Here is a 17,383-nt window from a genome sequence, read left to right as displayed (position 1 = left end):
ACGCTATAGAAACTGACTGACCAACTCCTCCATCGACGGATACTGCTGATTCACATTGTTAACGGCTCGAGCCAGACATCGGTCGGCTTTGACCGGGCCCAGGTGATCACAGAGCAGTATGTATAACTGATTCAGCAAAAAGCGCAGCTGCGCATTGTCGGCATTGGGTGCCGCGCTGGCATCGCGCTTGGCCAGCCAGCTTTGCAGCGTAATCAGCAGGCCCGGCGGCAGGTGTTTTTTGCGCAGTGCCGCGAAATACTCCAGCAACAGACGTCGCTGTTCCTCGGCCTCCAGTTGCACCATGATCGCGTCAATAAGCAGTGAAAACGCTTCTGAGCGCTGATTGAGGGGCGCGCCGGTTCGTCGCGATTTGGGGGCACCGGGCAGTGCATCTCCATTCAGATTGATGGCTTTCAGCAGGCTTCTCAGCACCGTCGCGCGGCTGGCGGAAATGTCGTATGCACTGTAAATGTCGCTGACGAAACGCTGCAGAGCCGTACTCGGCTGGTCTGCATACTGACGTTGCCAGTGGTCCATGGCCTGCTGCAGCGAGGCGTCGTCGAGAAACTCGCGCAGGCCGTCTTCGATCGCCTGTCGGTGCAGGGGAATGGCCGCCTGACTCATGGTTTCCACTCCAGGTCAGCGGCGCGATCAGCGGTGTAGGCATGTTGACCCGAAGGGAATTCGGGGTAGCCAATTTCTGCGTGCTCGCTTAAATCCAGGCCGCGTTGCTCATGCTGCGAGTTAGCGCGTAATCCCAGCAATTTGTCGATGGCGAAATACATCATCAGCGCCGTGCCGAAGCTCCAGATAAAACAGGCGCCAATGCCGACAAGTTGCGTCATCACCTGTTGGCCGTCGAACATATTGTCTTTCAGGAACAGACCTGCCGCGAGGGTGCCCCAGGCACCGGCAAAGCCGTGAACGCTGACCGCGCCGACAACGTCATCCAACTGCAGTCGCAGCAGCAGCTGGCCGCCCAGTGTGCAGATAATGCCGCCAATCAAGCCGGTTAGCAGGGCAAATGTGGGTGTCATCGACGCGCAACCCGCCGTGATGGCGACCAACCCGGCAAGGCTGCCGTTGACGGTCTCGGTTAGCAGAATGGGGCGGCGCAGCAGACTCGCCAGCAACATACTGCCCGTGGCACCAGCCGCTGCAGCCAGCTGGGTATTCAGGTTGATCAGGCCGATATCGGTTGAGGCTTCCAGTGTTGAGCCACCATTGAAGCCAAACCAGCCGAACCAGAGAATAAAGCCGCCCAGTGCGACCAGGGTGAGGTTGTGTCCGCGAATTTCGCGGGGGCGGCCATCGCGGCCGAAGCGGCCCAGCCGGGGGCCAATCACGATGATCCCTGCCAACGCCACCCAGGCGCCGACGGAGTGCACCACTGTTGAACCCGCAAAATCGATAAACCCGCGTTCCGCCAGCCAGCCACCGCTGTTCCAGACCCAACTGCCAAAGATCGGGTAGATCAATGCCGTGACCACCAGCGCGCCCAGCAGATAGCCATCGAAGCAGGTACGCTCTGCCATGGCGCCGCTGGCGATCGTGACGGCGGTGGCGGCAAACATTGTTTGGAACAGCAGCACCCCGTAACCCATGGGGTCCATTTCCGAGGGGGCAAACAGGTCGGTGCCCAGCCATCCGGTGGGATTGCTGCCAAACATCAGGCCGTAGCCGATGAGCCAGAACACGACCGTACCAAAACAGACATCCATGTAGTTTTTCATGACCACATTTAGGGCATTTTTGCTGCGAGACATGCCCGATTCAAGCAGCGCAAACCCCGCCTGCATCAAGAACACCAGCGCGCTGGCACACACCAGCCAGACCATATTGCCCGCGTCCTGCGGCAGAGCGTCATCGGCCAGGGCGGCGGGGCTTATCAGGCTCAGCAAGGCGAGCAGGGGGAGGAGAGGAAAACGCATGACAGAGTCCTTATTCGCAGAGGGCGTCCGGTATCTGTCTGGGGCGAAGCAACTGTTGTGCCACTAAAAAATAGCGAGACAGGGCCTGATTGATCGCTGAAACCAATTAAAAGCATACAAACAATCTTATTGCGGGGAGAGGGGGAGCTGTTAAGATAGATTGCAAGTGAGAATCATTATTGATTGAGGGCCCCGGCCATGAAGAAGACCATCAGCTTTGCCATTATGCACTTTTCCGTTGCGTTCACGGTGGCGTACCTGTTGACGGGCAGTTTTGTCATTGGCGGCTTGATGGCGCTGGTGGAGCCTGCTGTCAACACGGTGGCCTTCTACTTCCACGAGCGTTTCTGGGAGCGTGCGCGGGCCAAACAGGCTCAGGTCCAGGATAATGCGGCCGAGATGCGTTTCACGACATTAGGTGCTTAATCAGTGCGGCGACCAGTCCGATCGCGACCAGCGGCAGAATCCAGCGACTGATACGCTGCTGCTGTTCCGGGCTGGCACGGGGCGCAAATCGCTCAATCAGCGGGATGAGTACAAACAGTGCCAGGAACAGCAGCGCCAGAATGCTGAGTAGCGTAGACATAAAACCTTCTTCCCGCGGGGCCTATTGGCCCCGCCATTTCATTTGATACAAGTCGTGGCGACGGTCCCGCAGGTTTTGTACCGTGCCGCTGTTGCGGGCGATGTGCAGGCTCTCCGGCCGCAGGTCGGCAATCGCGACCGTTTCGACATTGGGCGTGGTATCGGCTGCAATGCCGTCACGGGCAAAGGAGAAATCGCAGGGCGTCAGAATACAGCTTTGGGCATATTGAATGTCCATGTTGGCGACATTGGGCAGGTTGCCGACGTTGCCTGACATGACCACGTAGATCTGGTTCTCTACGGCTCTTGCCTGACAGCAATAGCGCACGCGCATATAGCCCTGACGCTCGTCGGTACAGAACGGTACGAACAGAATCTGTGCGCCCTGATTCACCAGATGCCGCGACAGCTCCGGGAATTCGGCGTCGTAGCAAACCAGCACGCCAATCGGCCCGCAGTCGGTGTCGATGGCATTCAGGCTGCTGCCGCCTTCAATATTCCACCAGTACACCTCGTTGGGCGTCGGGTGAATTTTGGGCTGCTCATCAATACGGCCATCGCGATGAAACACGTAGGAGATGTTTTCCACCCGGCCATTGGCAACCCGCGTAGGGTGCGAGCCGCCGATGATATTGATGTTGTAGCGCACCGCCAGATCCTGCATGGCCTCGCGGTAGCGGGGTGTGTACTTGGTCAGTGCTTCAATGGATTCCTGCGGGTTCAGCTCCTGATCTTCAATCGACAGCAGCTGCAGGGTAATCAGCTCTGGAAACACCACAAAGTCGCCCTTGTAGTCGGCAACCACATCGACAAAGTATTCCACCAGCGACATGAATTCGGAGAAGGACTGCACGCGACGCTGCATATATTGCACCGTGCCCACGCGAATAGTGTCGGGCTGGCGACCGCCATAGTGCTTGTCGTGGCCGGGTTTGGCATCGCGATCGATCTTGGGGTTGTGCCACACCATATGGGCACCGTAGCCCAGTGAGTCCCGGTCGGTATCGAGGTAGTGCTCAACCACCCCGATGGCCTCAAAGCCGTTGCCAATCTGGAAGGACAGTACCGGATCGCGCACTTGCTTGTTGAGTACCGCCTCGAGGTAATGTTCGGCTGTGCCAAAACGGCGCAGGCGCTTGCTGAGGCCGGGCATGCGACCGACGAACACAATGCCTTTCAGGTGCAGAGACTCGCAGAGCTTTTTACGTGCGTTATACAGGCGCTGACCGATACGGTAGCCGCGAACACTTTTATCGACGCAGACTTCCATTCCATAGAGCCAGTCGCCATTGGGGTCGTGGCGAGTGCCATAGCCGTTGGCGGTGATCGACTCCCAGGTGTGGGGCTTGAGGCAAACGGCGCCGCTCACCCGAAAGGTGGCGCAGTAGCCGACGATGTCTTCGTCGAGCGTGACAACAAATTTACCTTCGGGAAAGTGGTTGAGTTGACCGCGCAGTTCTGCCGTGGAGTAGGGATCGATGCCGGTGCCCTGGTACACACGCTTTGACAGCGCGACAATACCGGGAATATCGCTGCGTTCCGCGGTGCGCACGCGCAGCCGCTTGCCCGAGGCGGTCAGCTTGGCGCCGCCCCGTTGCGTTTTGTTGCTCATAATAATGGTCTCGCTGATTGCGTTCTGGCCCGGCGCTTACTCACTGCTTTTGCTGCGGTTACTGCTGCTGCGGGCGCGGCTTTTACTCGTTGCTGTTTTGCGCGTACTGCTTTTGGCCGCGCTTGTTGTGCTGGCCTTGGTTTTGGCCTCGCTGTCGCGGCGGCTCGCCAGACCACTGAGGGTTTTCAGCAAGCGGGTGGTCATGTCGAGGGTTTTCATACCCTCCGTAAACGCGGTTTTGGCCACCTGCTGAATCATCTCGCTGTCGCCTTCGGCAACGCGTTTCTGTACCGAATCCCAGATCGGCTGCATGTCGGGTAAGCCAACCAGACGGCGCAGTTCTTCCGGTTCGATTTCCAGTTCTAAATGGACTTTCATCGTGGGGTGCTCCCTCTCCTGTTCCCCTGAGTATGCCAGCGGCGGCGCAGCGGTCAATCCGCCGACTGCGCTTTAGGGCTATTTTATAATCGGGCTATTTCTGCAGCTGAGCCAGTACATATTGCAGGATGCCTCCGTGACGGTAGTACTCGGCTTCCTGTCGGGTATCGATACGGCTTCGTCCCAGTACCTCGTGGCGGCTGCCATCGTGGCGGGACAAGATAATGCGCAAGGTCTGTTTCGGCGTCAGTATGTCATCGCAGGGAACAATATCGACTTCCTCGCTGCCGTCCAGCTCCAGCATTGTCATACGGACTTCGGGGTCCAACTCGATGGGCAACACACCCATGCCGATCAGGTTAGAGCGGTGAATGCGCTCAAAGCTTTCGGCGATTACCGCGCGAATACCGAGTAATAGCGTGCCCTTGGCTGCCCAGTCACGGCTGGAGCCGGTGCCGTACTGTTTGCCGGCAAGTACTACCAGTGGCGTGTTCTGCTGCTGGTATTTCATCGCGGCGTCGTAAATGCTGAGAATATCGGTGCCATTGGGGCCGAGGGTGTAGCCCCCTTCCTTTCCTACCATGCGGTTATTCAGTCGCACATTGGCGAAGGTGCCACGCAGCATCACTTCATGGTTACCACGACGGGAACCGTAGGAATTGAAGTCGGTCGGCGCCACACCAAGACTCTGCAGGTAATGGCTGGCAGGACTGTCGTCGGCAATTTTACCCGCCGGAGAAATATGGTCGGTGGTAATGCTGTCACCGAACAGGCCGATCACGCGGGCATTGTGCACGCTGTTCAGCGTGTCTTCCGGCGCCTTTAGGTTCTCAAAGAAGGTCGGCAGGCGAATATAGGTGGAGTCGTCCTGCCATTGGTAGGTGTCGCTTTTCTCCACTTCGAGTTCACGCCATTCCTCGGTGCCGGTGAAGACATCGCTGTAGGCCTCGCGGTACATGCTGCCACTGACGATTTTGCGAATTTCCTGAATGTCGTCGCTGCTGGGCCACAGGTCTTTCAGATACACCTTGTTGCCCTGCTTGTCTTTGCCGATAGGGTCATTCTGCAGGTCAATCAGCGTCGTGCCCGCCAATGCAAAGGCCACGACCAGCGGGGGAGATGCCAGCCAACTGGCCTTGACTTGGGGGTGGATGCGGCCGTCAAAGTTGCGGTTGCCCGACAGCAGCGCTGATACCAGCATGTCCTTGTCGTCAATGGCCTTGGAAATGGGCTCCGGCAGCGGCCCGGAGTTGCCGATGCAGGTGGTACAGCCGTAGCCGACAATATCAAAGCCCAGCGAATCCAGGTCCTCCTGCAGACCGCTGTCCGCCAGATACTGGCTGACGACCTTTGAGCCTGGTGCCAGCGAGGTCTTCACCCAGGGCTTGACCCGCAGGCCACGTTCGCGGGCGCGGCGGGCCACCAGCCCGGCGGCGATCATTACGTCGGGGTTGGAGGTGTTGGTACAACTGGTAATTGCCGCGATCACTACGTCGCCGTGGTGCAGCTTTTCCCCCATATCGGGAATGGCAGAAAATTCTTCGCGGTCTTTGCCTTTCTCGGCAAGGTAGTCGGCCATCGTTTTGCCGAGCTGGCCCAGTACTACCCGGTCCTGCGGGCGGCTGGGCCCGGCAAGGCTGGGTTCCACGCTGCCGAGGTCGAGCTGAATGGTCTGAGAGAAACGCGGCGCGTCGCCGGGATGCCGCCACAGGCCCTGCGCCTTGCAGTAGGCTTCGGTGAGCGCCACGGTATCGGTGCTGCGACCACTGAGTTTCAGGTAGGCAAGCGTGGCTTCATCCACGGGGAAATAACCGCAGGTGGCGCCGTATTCCGGCGCCATATTGGCAATGGTGGCGCGGTCGGCCACGCTCAGCTCGGCGAGGCCATCGCCGAAGAATTCGACGAACTTGCCGACCACTCCCTCGCGTCGCAGGATTTCCACCACAGTCAGTACCAAGTCGGTTGCGGTCACACCCTCGTTGAGGGCGCCCTGCATTTCAAAACCGACGACGTCGGGCAGCATCATGGAATAGGGTTGGCCCAGCAGTGCGGCCTCCGCCTCAATACCGCCCACGCCCCAGCCCAGCACGCCGAGGCCATTCACCATCGGCGTATGGCTGTCGGTGCCCAGTACCGTGTCGGGGTAGGCCAGCGGCCCTTGCGCGTCTTCACCTTGAAAGACCACCTGCGCCAGGTACTCCAGATTGACCTGATGGCAGATGCCGGTGCCCGGCGGCACCACATTGAAGTTGTCGAAGGCCGATTGTCCCCACTTGAGAAAGCGGTAGCGCTCGACATTGCGCTCCATTTCCTTGGCGACGTTTTCCTGAAAAGCCTGAGGAGAGCCGAACTGGTCAACGGTCACCGAGTGGTCGATGACCAGGTCGACGGGAATCTGCGGATTGATCACCGAGACATCACCGCCGCGCTTGGCGACGGCATCGCGCATGGCGGCCAGATCGACAATGGCGGGTACGCCGGTAAAGTCCTGCATTAACACCCGCGCGGGGGAGAAATTGATGTCGTCACCGCCTGTGCCCGTATCAACCCAGTTGAGCAGGGCATCGATAATTTCCTGTCCCACGTTCTCGCCGTCAAAGTGGCGGAGCTGGTTCTCAAGCAGAATCTTCAGTGACTTGGGCAGCTGATCCACGCGCGGATCATTGAGCTTGGTGAGGTCGTAATAGCGATAGTGTTTGCCTTCGCACTGCAGTTCAGACAATAGCGATTCTGTAGACTTCATAACGACTCCTCAGCGATATTGCGTAGCAATAGAATTACCCTAGCACAGCAGGGTTTTATTGGCAGGGCAAGCCGTTAAAAAAAGCCGGGACGCAACGGCGCCGCTGCTATCTTTCGTCTGCCGCAGTACACTAGCGGCCCTACAACAGCCGGGCCGTGATGGCCCTCATTTCGCGTGATGGAGGCGGTGCCATGATTGCATCCCTGTCGGCCTTTCTCGACTTCTTCGGTATAGCGGTCTTTGCTGCCTCGGGCACGCTGACGGCCTGCCAGAAGCGACTGGATATCTTCGGGGTGCTGGTGATTGCACTGATCACCTGTCTGGGCGGCGGTACGCTGAGGGATGTCATTCTGGGTGTCGATCCCATCTGGATTGCCGATAGTCGCTACCTGTGGCTGGGGATGATGGCGGCGATAAGCACGTTTATCGTTCAGCGTTTTGTGCGACTGCCGTTGAAGCTGCTCGATGTGTTCGATGGCATTGGGCTGGCATTCTTCACACTGGCAGGGGTACAGAAAGCACTGGGGCTGGGGATGGACCCGGAGATTGCGGTGTTGATGGGACTGATGACCGGCGTCGCGGGCGGCATTATGCGCGATGTGCTGTGCAACGATATTCCGCTGATATTCCACCGGGAAATCTACGCCACCGCCGCGATCAGCGGGGGACTGCTGTTCACACTGCTGCTTCATTTGGGGCAGCCGGAAACCCTATCCATGCTGGCCGGGATGGCGGTCATTATCGGCCTGCGCCTGTTGGGCATCTTCTTCGGTCTGGCATTGCCCCGTTGGCTGCTGGGCCGACCGATGAAGTCATGACGGCGCGTTCTCCAGACGTTCGCGGAACTGGCGGGGAGACTCTCCCGTCCAGTGTTTGAACGCCCGGCTGAACGCGCTGTGCTCGGCGTAACCTAGCAGGGCGGCAATTTCTTCCAGTTGCAGGCGGGGGTCGTGCAGATAATGTTCGGCCAACTGCTGACGGGTCTGCGCCAACAACTCGCGAAAGCGACTGCCCTCAATGGCCAGTCGCCGGTGTAAATGTCGCGGCGAGGTATGCAGTGCGGTGGCGCAATGTTCGGCAGAGGCGGTTTGATAGCGCAGCCGGGCGGCAATCATCTGGCGAATATGTGCGGACAGCGGTGCTTCTTCCCCCCGCTCCAATTGACCGAGCAGAGAGGCTGCCTGTTTGTCGAGATCGGCGGACAGCGCGGCGTCAGCTTGTCGAAGCGGCGCCTCCAAAAGTTGCTGATGAAAAATGACCTCAGTGCGATCACACCGGAACTGCACCGGGCAGCCGAACCACTGCTCATAGGGCCCAAGTGCGGCGGGCGCGGGATTGATAAAGGCAATGCTGTCAGCGCAGGCGTCGGGCAAGCCGGTAATGTCCCGGCAAAACTGCATCAGCGCCGCGATGGCGGTTTCATCAACCAACGAGCCGGGGCGACCGCGCTCGGCGCCCCAGCTCAATATCACTTTTGCGTCGCGCAGCTCGACCCGCATCGGATTCACATCGTAAATCAGGCGCTGGTAGCGCTCTAACCGCGCCAGTGCGCCTGCCAGATTCCCGCAACTCAGCAGCACGTGACCCAATACACCAAAATGCCTTGGCGTAATGCGTTGACCGAGGTGTAAGCCCAGGAGGGGATCATTCAACGCGCTGGCCGCCCGGCGCAACTGCTGCCGCCATCGCAATACCGGGAAACGGCCCTGCGACGGTGGCGGGGCCTCGCCCAGCAAGGCTTCAGCATCGCGCCCCTGCGCCTGCAAGTGCTCGTAGAGCAGGTGCACGTAGGTATTGGGAACGACGGCGTCGCGCAGGGGGGAGGGCATGGCGTGATGTCCGAAAATGTCAAATCGCGTTGGCGCTTACTACAGCATAATTGCCTGGCTGTTTAAAGCCGCGTCGCGTCGAACGCGGTGCGCAAAACAATAACGATGACGGCGGGAGAGTGAACGTGATCAGTGAATTGAACAACACCTTGCAGGGCATACTCGGCCCGCACATCGACTGGAAGCAGGTCATTCTGTTTGCCGCCACGCCAATGTTTCTGCTGGCCTTCGCCGCCGAGCTTTGGCTGCGCAAGCGCCGTGGACCGTCGCACCGTATGTGGAAGCAGTTTGAGTGGCCGGAGATTCTGGTCAACCTCGGCTTGGGCGGCAGCTACCAGATACTGGAAACCCTGATCCACCTGCTGGTGACCGGCGCACTCATTACCGCGATTTACCAGTTCCGCTTCTTCGATATTCCGGTCAACGGCTGGACGATCGTGCCCTTATTCATCGCCATGGAGTTCTGTTACTACTGGTTTCATCACGCCAGCCACCGTATGCGCTGGTTCTGGAGTGCTCATGTGGTGCATCACTCCAGCGAAACCATGAATATGACCACCGCCATGCGGCAGAGCTTGCTGTATTCGCTTACCGGCTGGTGGCTGTTCTTTATGCCGATGGTATTACTGGGCGTGCACCCGGCGGTAGTGTTCAGTCTTTATGCCTTTAATCTCTGCTACCAGTATTTTGTGCACACCGAAGCCGTGGGCAAGCTGCACCCCTGGGTGGAATTCTGGTTTAACACCCCCAGTGCGCACCGCGTGCATCACGGTCGCAACCCCGAATACATCGACCGCAACTACGGCGGCGTGCTGATCATTTTCGACCGCCTGTTCGGCACCTACACCGAAGAACAGGACGACAACCCGGTGGATTACGGCATTGTCGATCAAATCCACTCCCGCAATATCATTACCTTGAACTTTCACGAGTTTCTGGCCATGTGGCGAGATGCCTTTGCGGCCAAAAATCCTTGGGAAGGGCTGAAAGTGTTGTTGTTACCGCCTAAGTGGGAGCAACAGCGGGGGGAGTGAGCGGCGCTATTTGGTGGATTTCTGGGGTGTCTGATAACCCTCAGATCCACACCTAATTTATCTAGATCTAAAGCCGAACTTCCGCGTTATTCTTCGTAGGAAAAAAACCTCATACCGCGTATGCCGAATAGCGTGAAGCGCGGTTTTCTTGGCTATTTAGGCTTAAAAACCGCGCATCAGCGATATTGGATAGGGCTGTTCAAGGTGCTTCTCTAAATAGAGAAAGCGGCGGGTTAACAGAGCGCGGAATTCATTTTTTTCACCATCAACCGTATCCCAAAAATGCCGCGAAAAGTGACTTTGTGCTTTGTTGTCGATATGCAAAGGCATCATCTCAGCGGCTTGTCCATGGCGATGGCTCCCCCGGTCTCAAAGCGTTAACCGCGTGAGGAACGGGGGCGGCATGCAATTCGGTCCGCGCAATACTCGGTGTCGCCCGGTACCTGCGCTGGCCCTTTGAGTGGGGCGTCACAATATTAACGTGCCCACCGTTAATTCACTTGTGGCCGATTTTGTTTATTAGCCTGGTCTGAAATGATGTGTTTCGGCTTCGAGTTTTAGTCTATCGTTAAGACGAGTGCCTTAATCGGCGTTCATGAATAACAATAAAACTGCGGACGGAGATTATGAAACGACTACTGATCGGGCTGTGGCTGGGCGCCGCCGGCACAAACTACGCTGCACATGCGGAGCCTCGCCAACTGGAGGAGGTTCTGGTAACGGCGCAGAAGAAAACGGAGAGCCTTCAGGATACGCCGATCGCCCTGGATGCGTTCGGTGAACAGGCATTGGAGCGCGAGGGCATCGGCAACGTGGGCGATCTCGCCAACAATGTGCCGGCGATGACCATTCAGCCGTTCCCCATTAATACCACGACGCTGCGTATTTATATTCGCGGCATTGGCCTGATTGACGCGCAGATTACGCAGGACCCTCCGGTGGGGGTGTATGTCGACGGCGCCTATATCGCGCGCTCTGCTGCGCTGACGACAGAGCTGGCGGATTTAACGCGTATTGAAGTTTTGCGGGGGCCACAGGGCACCCTGTACGGACGCAACTCGACGGCGGGGGCGGTCAATCTCATTACGCGGCAGCCGGATGTTGATAGGGTGCAGTTGAAGCAGGCCTTTACGGTCGGTGATCGCGATCTGTTCAGTAGTAAGACAATGATCAATGTCCCCGTGGTCGAGGGCTTGGCTGCCAAGCTGGCGTATCTCAATAAGCGCGTCGATGGGTATATCGAGAATACCGGGCAGGGTGGTGATTTTGGCGACACCGATACCGAAGGGTATCGACTGGATATCGGTTGGGATATTTCGGATACGGTCCGCCTGGACTACGCCTATGACCGGGCCGAGGTGACGAATACGAATCTGGTGTATTCACACGCCCGTCCGTCGGATCCGATCCCGAATCCGGGGCTGGATCAGGGAATTCTCTTTACCAACCTTATCAATGCCGGGGCGAGGCAGTTCTTCGATTTCAATACCTCGGGCAACCGTCCCGACCGTATTTTTTCGGCGACCCCCTTTGAAGAGGCGAAGAACCGTATCTCCGGTCACCAGTTGAGCCTGTCCTGGCAGCTTGATGACACGACAACCCTGAAATATCTCTATGCCGAGCGCGAGCTATACGATAAAACCCCGACGATTCTTGCCACCGGCGCAAGCACTGACGGTTATCGGCTGGATAATAGTCCAGTATTCAGTTTTCCTGTGGCGGCAGTCGCCGGTGATTCGGCTGTCTGCAGTCCCTGTATCGGTCGTAGTGTGCAATACGGTGAAGTTCATCCGGTGGTGGATCAGGAGCAGTTCTCCCATGAGCTGCAATTGTCGGGCGACCTGTTTGGCGGCCAGCTGAGCTACATTACCGGTCTGTACTACTTTGAAGAGCGGGCGCAGCAGGGGCGCGGTCAGATCGGCCATTTGTTATCCGCACCGCTGGGCAGCATGGCCGAGCAGAACTCCACCGGCAATCGCATCGAAGTGCTGACACAGGCTCGTTTCGATATTGAAAATACGGCGGCGGCAGTGTTTGCACAGTTGACCTGGCGCCCACCGATTCTGGACGAGCGGCTGAGCCTGACTCTGGGGGCGCGACACTCGGAGGACAACCGCAAGGCTGATGCGCTGCGCAGGCAGATTACCTTCCTTGTTGTGCCGGGCGACCTGGATAATACCGATCGCGACGATGGCGATATTGGCACACAGCTGTCCGATGACTTCTACGATGTCTCCGGCGACAAAGACTTTAAGGACGACTCCTTCAGCTTTATCGCTGAGTACGGGGCCGCCGATGACATTAATCTGTATTTCAAGGTCAGTGAGGCGTACAAAAGCGGCGGCTTTAATACCCGCGAACAGGTAACTGCCGAGGGCGCGCAGCGCTTTGCCAATGGCTTTGACGAAGAGAAAGTGACGGCCTACGAGCTGGGTATCAAGTCGCGCTTCTTCGACAACCGCCTGCAAATCAATGCCGACGTCTTCCAGCAGGACTTTGTCGACCAGCAACTCAACTTCAGCGTGCCCAATACCACCAGTGACACCACTGTGGCCAATGCCGGGGAATCGACCCTGAAAGGCTTCGAGATGGATGCCACCTGGTTGGCGTCTGAGCAACTGTTGCTGATCCTGAATTACGCCTACCTGTCAGCCAGCATTGAGCCCAGCCGCAACCCCTTGTCGGGGGAGCTTGATGACGGCTTTGTGTTTGATTCTGCACCGCGTCACGCCTATACCGCTGCGGCCGAGTGGACGCTGTGGCGTAGTCTGCAATGGGGAGAGGTGGTCGCGAATGCCACTTACGCCTTCACTGACGAGCGCAATGGCGGCGGTGTGCGGGAATTTGCGACCTTTGACGCCGACCGCATGGATGACTTTGCAGTGTTGAATGCGCGACTGGGTTGGTACGACATTCCCCTGATGGGCGGGGTGCTTGATCTGGCGTTATGGAGTAAGAACCTGCTGGACGAGGAGTACAGCATCAGCAATGTACACAACCTGCCGCAGGCCGGGCGCTCAGTCATGTTTGGAGAGCCGCGCAGCTACGGTGCGGATCTGATTTATCGCTGGGATTCCTGATCAAGGCGTGGCCGTGGGATCGCGTTGCTATTCCCCTGTGCTGGGGATTAGGTGAATATCTGAGGTAAGCTTGCCGATATTCACCTCGCGCTAACAGGAGTTTAGCCATGAGTCTGGCCAGTATTGTGGCGTTGAGCCTCGCCATGCTGGCGCTGGCGGCGCTGCCCAGCAGCAGTGTGCTGCTGGTGACGGTGTGCAGCTTGCGCGGCGGCTTTCGGCAGGGTGCCGCAGCCGCGTTAGGGATTGTGCTGGCCGACTGCCTGTTTGTGCTGATGGCGGTGCTGGGCATGGCCGCCCTTGCTCAGCAGCTGGGGGCGGTTTTTGCGGTCATCAAAGTGGCGGCAGCCCTGTATCTGATTTTTTTGGGTTGGCAGCTCTGGCGCGGTCGCCATCGTCCCATTAACAGCCGTGTTGGCCGCTCGGCATCACTGCCGGGCAGTGTCCTCGCAGGATTACTGTTAACCCTGGCAGATATCAAGGCCATCGTATTTTACGCCAGCCTGCTGCCGTTGTTTATGGACATGCAGACGCTGGTTGCTACCGATATAGGGCTGGTTCTGTCGATTACCGTATTGAGTGTTGGCGTCGTCAAACTGGCCTATGCGGCGCTGGCGCCACGCTTGCACTCGCGATTGTCGCCTTCATTGTCATCAACTGGGCGAGCTGTTGTCGGGGTGGGACTGATGGTGGCAGGCGGCGGCTTGCTGGTGAAAACCTGAAACAGGCTGCGTTGATGCGGGGGATTTTCTTCTACTGGGATGGAATGCCATACCGCCGCATAGTTAAGGCGTTTGGATGAGCTTGGGGCATGGCTATCTGCATTTCCTGCTGGCTATCATGGCTGTTTTAACACCGCTTGCCCGGAAACACTCATATCTCGGGAAGACAAGCATAACAATGACTGAGGGATGCTTATGACATTCAAAGAAAAATACGGTCCCTACGCTCTGCTTGCTGGAGGTGCCGTAGGCATCGGTGCCGCCTACGCGGAATTTATTGCGAGTCAGGGTGTGAAGCTGATGATTATTGATCGCGATGCCAGAATGCTAAATGATTGTTGCCAACGCTTGAGTGAGCAGTACGGTGTGGAGTGCCTGCCTATTGTGGCGGACCTAGCATCTGACTCGTTGCTAGATGAGGTGATTGCTGCCGTGGCTCAGCGGGAAGTCGGCATACTGGTGTACAACGCCGCGCTGGCAGATGTCGGTCCTTTTTACAAGGTGGATCTGGGGCTGGATTACGAACTGGGCAAAATACGTGTAAACATCGTCTCCCCATTGGCTCTGCTTTACCACTTCGCCAAACCGATGTTACAACGCGGACATGGCGGTATTGTGCTGATGTCCTCCGGCTCGGGTCTACAGGGCTCTCCCTATTATTCGCACTATGCAGCAACTAAGGCCTACAACATTGTGCTGGGTGAATCTCTGTGGTGGGAATTTAAGCCCTACAATGTTGATGTGCTGACCTGTGTTGCCGGGATGACACTGTCCCCAGGAGTGGCAGGTGCTGTGGAACGTGGTGAGGGCCAGCATGCGGTCTATCAGACACCAGATGAAGTTGTCGCTGAGGCGATGGAAATGCTGGGCAAAGTGCCTAGTTACAGCACTGGCAGTCACAATCGTGAGAACCAGGAGTTGTTGAAGGCATTGCCGAGAGAGCACGCCGTTGCTGCCATCGCACAACATGCGATCGATAACTTTATGGAAGGCAGTGTCCCACCGCAGGCATTGGACTAAGTCTGCTTGGCTCAGGAAAACAATCGGCTCAACAACACCGGCACGGCGGTTTCCACTTTCAGAATCCGCTCGCCGAGGGTGACGGCTTGTAAGCCAGCTTTTTCGAGTTTTTCCAGTTCGTAGGGAATGAAGCCGCCTTCGGGACCGATGGCGAGCAGGCTGTCGTCGCGGATATCGCGAGGGCAGGGCACGTCGCTGCGCGGGTGGGCGACCAGTGCGCGCTTGTTGCTGGCCAGTGCCGGCAGGCGGTCTTCCACAAAGGGTTTGAAGTATTTTTCAATGCGCAACGTCGGCAATGCGGTATCCATCGATTGCTGCAAGCCTTCGATGAAATAGTCCTGAATGCGGTCCTCGCTCAGCAACGGGCTGGACCAGTAGCTTTTTTCCACCCGGTAGCTGTTGATCAGAATCAGTTCGCGTACGCCGAGTTCGGCAATCGTACGGCAAATGCGCCGGGCCATTTTGGGGCGGGGCAGGGCGAGCACCAGCGTGACGGGCAATTTGGCCGGTGGCTGGTGGTCGAGCGCTACACGCAGGGTAACGGCATGCTCGTCGAGCTGTTCGATGATTGCGCTGCCCATCAGGCCGCCGAGGTCGCCGACGCGCACCGAATCGCCGGCTTGGGCACGATGCACCTGACGAATCTGCTCGGCGCGGGCATCGCTCAGGCGTACCCGCTGCGGGTCGAGATAGTCGTCGGGGCGGAGCAGAATCAGATTCACAGCGCGCGTCTATTCCTCGACGGGCACGGCCCAGAGGTCGTAGTCGTCGGCATCAACAATGGTGGCAACCAGCGCATCGCCGGGTTGCAGGTCGGTAATGCCGTCCAGATACACCTTGCCGTCGATTTCCGGCGCGTCGGCGTAGCAACGGCCAATGGCGCCTTCTTCGTCGACGCTGTCGATCAACACTTCCAGTTGCTGACCAATGCGTTGCTGGAGTTTTTCCGCCGAGATGCGCTGCTGCACTTCCATAAAGCGTTCCCAGCGCTGCTGCTTGATGTCCTCGGGCACGGGATCGGGCAGCTCATTGGCGGTAGCGCCTTCCACCGGCGAATACTGGAAGCAGCCGACGCGGTCGAGCTGGGCTTCTTCCAGCCAGTCCAGCAGCATTTGAAAGTCTTCCTCGGTTTCACCGGGGAAGCCGACGATAAAGGTGGAGCGAATAACCAGATCGGGACAGATTTCCCGCCAGGCCTTGATTCGCTCCAGGGTTTTTTCCTGATTGCCGGGGCGCTTCATCAATTTGAGGATACGCGGGCTGGCGTGCTGAAACGGAATGTCGAGGTAGGGCAGAATTTTGCCCTCGGCCATCAGCGGAATGACCTTGTCGACATGGGGATAGGGATACACGTAGTGCAGGCGCACCCAAACGCCGAGTTCGCCCAGTGCGACCGCCAGATCCTGCATGCGGGTTTCCAGTGCGCGACCGTCAACAAAGTCCAGCTTGTATTTGGTGTCGACCCCGTAGGCGCTGGTGTCTTGCGAGATAATCAGCAGCTCGCGGGTACTGGCCGCCACCATGCGCTTGGCTTCGTCCACCACATCGCTGATCGGGCGGCTGACCAGATCGCCACGCATGGCGGGAATGATGCAGAAACTGCAGCGGTGGTTGCAGCCTTCAGAAATTTTCAGGTAACCGTAGTGGCGCGGGGTGAGTTTGATGCCCTGCGGCGGCACCAGGTCTACAAAGGGATCGTGCTTGCCTACCGGGGGTGCCCACTCGTGGACCGAGCTGACTACCTCGTCATAGGCCGCTGGTCCGCTGACGCCCAATACCTCGGGGAAAGCCGATCTGATCACCTCGGCATCGTTGCCCTTGCCCATGCAGCCGGTCACGATGACCTTGCCGTTTTCGCTGATCGCCTCGCCGATGGCGTCCAGCGATTCCTGCTTGGCGCTGTCGATAAAGCCGCAGGTGTTGACCACCACCACATCGGCGTCGTCGTAGCTGGGCACCACCTCGTAGCCCTCCATACGCAGTTGCGTGAGGATGCGCTCGGAGTCCACCAGGGCTTTGGGGCAGCCCAGGCTGACAAATCCAACTTTGGGCGAAGGGGCTTGCGGGGCCTTGTCTGACGTGGTCATGATTACCTCGATGCGTTAACGGCGCGCATTTTACCCGAATTGCTGCCAGACTTCGCTAGGTGGCGGCACAGGTGGCGGCACAGGAGGCGGCAGATGAACAAGGTCTTGGGCTTTGATGTTTACGGCACGCTGATCGATACCGGAGCGATTGCGCAGCCTCTGTATGAGCTGATGGGCGACTTGGCGCCGCTGTTTGCGGCGCGCTGGCGGGAAAAACAGTTGGAGTACAGCTTTCGTCGGGGGCTGATGCAGAACTACGTGGATTTCAGCCGCTGCACTGAGCAGGCACTGGATTACTGCTGTGAAAGCATGGGGCAGGCGCTTACGGCGGGGCGGCGAAAACTGCTGATGACCGCCTATGAGCG

The 17,383-nt window shown here is 58.1% G+C and carries 16 protein-coding genes; 7 read left to right on the top strand and 9 right to left on the bottom strand.

The window, feature by feature from the left end; all coding sequences use genetic code 11:
* Positions 1 to 3: 3 nt before the first annotated feature.
* Entirely contained in the window at positions 4 to 624 is a 621-nt protein-coding gene (locus AC5DB9_RS06255) for a hypothetical protein (protein ID WP_272990528.1), read from the bottom strand.
* Entirely contained in the window at positions 621 to 1,931 is a 1,311-nt protein-coding gene (locus AC5DB9_RS06250) for an ammonium transporter (protein ID WP_272990531.1), read from the bottom strand. Before AC5DB9_RS06250 ends, AC5DB9_RS06255 begins: the two co-directional genes overlap by 4 nt.
* A gap of 198 nt (positions 1,932 to 2,129) precedes the next feature.
* Here AC5DB9_RS06250 and AC5DB9_RS06245 point away from each other — a divergent pair, with 198 nt between their 5' ends.
* On the top strand, positions 2,130 to 2,357 hold the full coding sequence (locus tag AC5DB9_RS06245) for a DUF2061 domain-containing protein (protein ID WP_028968073.1): 228 nt from the start codon (positions 2,130 to 2,132) through the stop codon (positions 2,355 to 2,357).
* Here AC5DB9_RS06245 and AC5DB9_RS06240 read toward each other — a convergent pair.
* The 4 genes from AC5DB9_RS06240 to acnA all read right to left on the bottom strand — a co-directional run bounded on the left by AC5DB9_RS06240 (position 2,338) and on the right by acnA (position 7,249).
* Entirely contained in the window at positions 2,338 to 2,517 is a 180-nt protein-coding gene (locus AC5DB9_RS06240) for a hypothetical protein (RefSeq protein ID WP_022957594.1), read from the bottom strand. The two genes, AC5DB9_RS06245 and AC5DB9_RS06240, sit on opposite strands and share 20 nt — an antisense overlap.
* A gap of 21 nt (positions 2,518 to 2,538) precedes the next feature.
* Complete coding sequence (locus AC5DB9_RS06235; RefSeq protein ID WP_272990537.1) at positions 2,539 to 4,128, bottom strand: carbon-nitrogen hydrolase family protein; 1,590 nt, start codon at positions 4,126 to 4,128, stop codon at positions 2,539 to 2,541.
* Between the two features lie 36 nt (positions 4,129 to 4,164).
* Positions 4,165 to 4,506, bottom strand: coding sequence for a hypothetical protein (locus AC5DB9_RS06230; protein WP_272990539.1), 342 nt, complete (start codon positions 4,504 to 4,506; stop codon positions 4,165 to 4,167).
* 94 nt (positions 4,507 to 4,600) lie between these two features.
* Entirely contained in the window at positions 4,601 to 7,249 is a 2,649-nt protein-coding gene (gene acnA, locus AC5DB9_RS06225; protein WP_272990544.1) for an aconitate hydratase AcnA, read from the bottom strand.
* A 191-nt stretch (positions 7,250 to 7,440) separates the two neighbouring features.
* On the opposite strand from acnA, the gene AC5DB9_RS06220 reads away from it, so the two are divergent.
* Entirely contained in the window at positions 7,441 to 8,067 is a 627-nt protein-coding gene (locus AC5DB9_RS06220; protein WP_272990547.1) for a trimeric intracellular cation channel family protein, read from the top strand.
* Here the strand turns inward: AC5DB9_RS06220 and AC5DB9_RS06215 are convergent.
* Complete coding sequence (locus AC5DB9_RS06215; protein ID WP_022957589.1) at positions 8,062 to 9,078, bottom strand: AraC family transcriptional regulator; 1,017 nt, start codon at positions 9,076 to 9,078, stop codon at positions 8,062 to 8,064. The genes AC5DB9_RS06220 and AC5DB9_RS06215 overlap by 6 nt on opposite strands.
* Positions 9,079 to 9,203: 125 nt before the next feature.
* Between AC5DB9_RS06215 and AC5DB9_RS06210 the strand changes: the two genes are divergently transcribed.
* The 4 genes from AC5DB9_RS06210 (at position 9,204) to AC5DB9_RS06195 (ending at position 14,931) form a co-directional block, all read left to right on the top strand.
* Positions 9,204 to 10,112, top strand: a complete 909-nt coding sequence (locus AC5DB9_RS06210) for a sterol desaturase family protein (RefSeq protein ID WP_272990551.1) — start codon at positions 9,204 to 9,206, stop codon at positions 10,110 to 10,112.
* A 626-nt stretch (positions 10,113 to 10,738) separates the two neighbouring features.
* The gene (locus tag AC5DB9_RS06205; RefSeq protein WP_272990557.1) at positions 10,739 to 13,192 is read left to right on the top strand and encodes a TonB-dependent receptor; all 2,454 of its coding nucleotides are present in this window, start codon (positions 10,739 to 10,741) and stop codon (positions 13,190 to 13,192) included.
* Between the two features lie 107 nt (positions 13,193 to 13,299).
* Positions 13,300 to 13,911, top strand: a complete 612-nt coding sequence (locus AC5DB9_RS06200) for a LysE family translocator (protein ID WP_272990559.1) — start codon at positions 13,300 to 13,302, stop codon at positions 13,909 to 13,911.
* A gap of 195 nt (positions 13,912 to 14,106) precedes the next feature.
* The gene (locus tag AC5DB9_RS06195) at positions 14,107 to 14,931 is read left to right on the top strand and encodes an SDR family NAD(P)-dependent oxidoreductase (RefSeq protein WP_272990562.1); all 825 of its coding nucleotides are present in this window, start codon (positions 14,107 to 14,109) and stop codon (positions 14,929 to 14,931) included.
* 11 nt (positions 14,932 to 14,942) lie between these two features.
* Here the strand turns inward: AC5DB9_RS06195 and AC5DB9_RS06190 are convergent, their stop codons facing one another.
* A complete protein-coding gene (locus AC5DB9_RS06190) occupies positions 14,943 to 15,653 on the bottom strand; it encodes a 16S rRNA (uracil(1498)-N(3))-methyltransferase (RefSeq protein ID WP_272990564.1) in 711 nt (236 codons plus the stop codon).
* A gap of 9 nt (positions 15,654 to 15,662) precedes the next feature.
* Complete coding sequence (gene rimO, locus AC5DB9_RS06185; protein WP_272990567.1) at positions 15,663 to 17,018, bottom strand: 30S ribosomal protein S12 methylthiotransferase RimO; 1,356 nt, start codon at positions 17,016 to 17,018, stop codon at positions 15,663 to 15,665.
* A 93-nt stretch (positions 17,019 to 17,111) separates the two neighbouring features.
* Between rimO and AC5DB9_RS06180 the strand changes: the two genes are divergently transcribed.
* Positions 17,112 to 17,383, top strand: a 272-nt coding sequence (locus tag AC5DB9_RS06180) for an HAD family hydrolase (RefSeq protein ID WP_491732032.1), incomplete at its 3' end; no start/stop codon positions are given.

The sequence above is a fragment of the Spongiibacter sp. genome (assembly GCF_984394615.1).
The sequence above is the reverse complement of the archived record's forward strand: the minus strand, read 5'-3'. Positions and strand labels throughout refer to the sequence as shown.

Bases quoted from the DNA above. Each gene is read 5' to 3' on its own strand.
- AC5DB9_RS06200 (WP_272990559.1), top strand. From the start codon at position 13,300: ATGAGTCTGGCCAGTATTGTGGCGTTGAGCCTCGCCATGCTGGCGCTG.
- AC5DB9_RS06235 (WP_272990537.1), bottom strand. From the start codon at position 4,128: ATGAGCAACAAAACGCAACGGGGCGGCGCCAAGCTGACCGCCTCGGGC.
- AC5DB9_RS06220 (WP_272990547.1), top strand. From the start codon at position 7,441: ATGATTGCATCCCTGTCGGCCTTTCTCGACTTCTTCGGTATAGCGGTC.
- AC5DB9_RS06250 (WP_272990531.1), bottom strand. From the start codon at position 1,931: ATGCGTTTTCCTCTCCTCCCCCTGCTCGCCTTGCTGAGCCTGATAAGC.
- AC5DB9_RS06230 (WP_272990539.1), bottom strand. From the start codon at position 4,506: ATGAAAGTCCATTTAGAACTGGAAATCGAACCGGAAGAACTGCGCCGT.
- AC5DB9_RS06240 (WP_022957594.1), bottom strand. From the start codon at position 2,517: ATGTCTACGCTACTCAGCATTCTGGCGCTGCTGTTCCTGGCACTGTTT.
- AC5DB9_RS06205 (WP_272990557.1), top strand. From the start codon at position 10,739: ATGAAACGACTACTGATCGGGCTGTGGCTGGGCGCCGCCGGCACAAAC.
- rimO (WP_272990567.1), bottom strand. From the start codon at position 17,018: ATGACCACGTCAGACAAGGCCCCGCAAGCCCCTTCGCCCAAAGTTGGA.
- AC5DB9_RS06245 (WP_028968073.1), top strand. From the start codon at position 2,130: ATGAAGAAGACCATCAGCTTTGCCATTATGCACTTTTCCGTTGCGTTC.
- acnA (WP_272990544.1), bottom strand. From the start codon at position 7,249: ATGAAGTCTACAGAATCGCTATTGTCTGAACTGCAGTGCGAAGGCAAA.
- AC5DB9_RS06215 (WP_022957589.1), bottom strand. From the start codon at position 9,078: ATGCCCTCCCCCCTGCGCGACGCCGTCGTTCCCAATACCTACGTGCAC.
- AC5DB9_RS06195 (WP_272990562.1), top strand. From the start codon at position 14,107: ATGACATTCAAAGAAAAATACGGTCCCTACGCTCTGCTTGCTGGAGGT.
- AC5DB9_RS06255 (WP_272990528.1), bottom strand. From the start codon at position 624: ATGAGTCAGGCGGCCATTCCCCTGCACCGACAGGCGATCGAAGACGGC.